3 protein-coding genes are annotated in these 2129 nt (G+C 63.7%); 2 read left to right on the plus strand and 1 reads right to left on the minus strand.

The window, feature by feature from the left end; genetic code table 11:
• On the minus strand, positions 1-1028 hold a 1028-nt coding region (locus EN964_RS32535), incomplete at its 3' end, for a branched-chain amino acid ABC transporter substrate-binding protein (protein WP_164776222.1).
• Between the two features lie 179 nt (positions 1029-1207).
• Here EN964_RS32535 and EN964_RS32540 point away from each other — a divergent pair.
• Together EN964_RS32540 and EN964_RS32545 are read left to right on the plus strand one after the other, a co-directional pair.
• The gene (locus EN964_RS32540) at positions 1208-1735 is read left to right on the plus strand and encodes a flavin reductase (RefSeq protein ID WP_095791541.1); all 528 of its coding nucleotides are present in this window, start codon (positions 1208-1210) and stop codon (positions 1733-1735) included.
• On the plus strand, positions 1732-2129 hold a 398-nt coding region (locus EN964_RS32545), incomplete at its 3' end, for a MoxR family ATPase (protein ID WP_127277305.1). The genes EN964_RS32540 and EN964_RS32545, both read left to right, overlap by 4 nt.

Below are 2129 nucleotides of genomic sequence, written 5' to 3' on the forward strand. Positions count from 1 at the left end.
ACGCGGTAAGGTCTCTGGCTGAGGTCGCCTTTTGCATCAAAGCGGATCGGCCCGATCGCCGTGGTGAAATCCTGTCCGGTCAGGGCCTCCGTCAGCGGCTTGCCCGAGCTTTCGGACAAGCCTGATGCTGCCTTGGCGATTTCGACCGCCGCAAAGGCCGGCAGCGCATAGCCGTCAGGCACGATCTTCTTAGCGTCAAATGCCGCCAGCACTTTTGGATCGGCGACATCGGCCCATTCCGGCGGTGCGATCATCAGCGTGCCCACGGCATAGGGTACATCGCCCGGCGGTGTGCGGAGATTTTCGCCGCCGGCAAAGACGATGCCCGCCTGAAGCTGTGCGGCATCGCGGCCCATGATGGCGATGTCGTCGCCGTCGCCACCGGCAAAGACATGCGTCGCGCCAGCCTTCTTCAGCCGGCCGATCATGCCGATCTGGTTGTCGAGCTGTGGCCGGAACGTGTCGACGAATACCGGTTTCAGCGCTGCCTGTTCGGCCGCTGCCCGCAACGTCTCGGCGATCTCACGTCCGTAGATGGTGCCGTCGTCGATAATGGCGAACAGCTCGTTCTGCCATAGATGGGTGAGGGCGGACGCGATGGCGTTGCGCTCATCGTCGCCGCGCGGCCCGAGGCGATAGACCGGCCAGCCGGCCTTGGCGCGGCGGTCGGTCAGGCTCTCGGTCCGCACGCCAACGGTGATGACCGGAATGTTGGCGTCCTTGAGGATCGGCATCGCCGCCTCGATCGCCTCGGTGCAGAGAAACCCGACTACGATGTCGACCTTGGCGGCTGCGAATTCCTTGGCCGCGGCAGCGCCGCCGTCCGCGGTGCAGGCATCATCCACGGTCTTCAGTTCGATGCCGTTCGCTTCGGCCGCCAGGCCGGTGCCGGCCTCGATCTGCTTGCCGAGAATGGCAGATGGTCCCGATAGCGGTGCCGCGACGCCGACGAGCAGCGTCTGGGCATCCGCGGCACTGGCCAGAAACAGCCAGAACAGCGCCGCTATTGTTCTTGTCTTGGGTCGCATTCGAGCGATGGGTCCCTCCGTGCCGGCTCTATGCTCCTGGCACTATTGCCGCCAAGACCTAAAGGCTGCCCGGCCTTGGTGCAACACGGGAATTTCGGGATATGGCTCAAGCACTTCGCTTGTGGCGGGCTATATCTGGCCATATATGTCGGTAGGATCCTGACCATGGAAAAAATACGGTGCTGAAGAAGAACGACATTGGGCCGCAGGCCTATCGCGACGCGATGAGCCACTTTGCCGGCCACGTCCATGTGGTCACCACCGACGGGCCGGCCGGCAAGCGCGGCACGACGGTGATCGCCGCCTGTTCGGTGTCGGACACGCCGCCGACCATCCTGGTCTGTCTCAACCGCGAAAATGCCAAGAATGAGCTGTTCGTGAAAAACGGCAGGTTTGCCCTGAACACGCTGGCCTCGCACCAGGAGCCGCTGTCGGTCGGCTTTTCCGGCATCACCGGCCTGCCGGTCGAGGAACGTTTCGCGCTTGGCGAATGGGATGTGATCTCCACCGGCGCGCCGACGCTGAAAGGCGCGCTTGCCGTGTTCGACTGCGAATTGATCGACACCAAGGATCTGGCCACCCATCGTGTGCTTTTTGGCAAGGTGACAGGTCTGCGTATGGGCGATAATTTGCGGCCGCTGATCTACCACGCCCGCGGCTACCACGTTCTGGACAGCGGAGCGGCGGCGTTCACGGAGAAAGAATGACCGAGCTGAAACCGCGCGCCGCGCCACGGACGATCGACGAGACGCTCGATCTCCTGACCGGTGCGGACTATGTGGCGGACCGGTCGCTGGCGACCGTGCTGTTCCTGTCGTTGCGTATGAAGCGGCCGCTGTTCCTCGAGGGCGAGGCCGGCGTCGGCAAGACCGAGATCGCCAAGGTGTTGGCACAGGCGCTCGGTCGCCGGCTGATCCGCCTGCAGTGCTATGAAGGCCTCGACGTTTCGTCCGCCGTCTATGAGTGGAACTACGCCGCGCAGATGATCGAGATCCGCATGGAGGAGGCGGCCGGCAAGGTCGAGCGCTCCGCCATGGAGCGCAACGTCTTTTCCGAAAAATACCTGATCCGCCGCCCGGTGCTCGATGCGCTGACCGGAAA

Origin of the sequence: Mesorhizobium sp. M7A.F.Ca.CA.001.10.2.1, assembly GCF_003998575.1 — a bacterium.
Classification (GTDB): Bacteria; Pseudomonadota; Alphaproteobacteria; order Rhizobiales; family Rhizobiaceae; genus Mesorhizobium.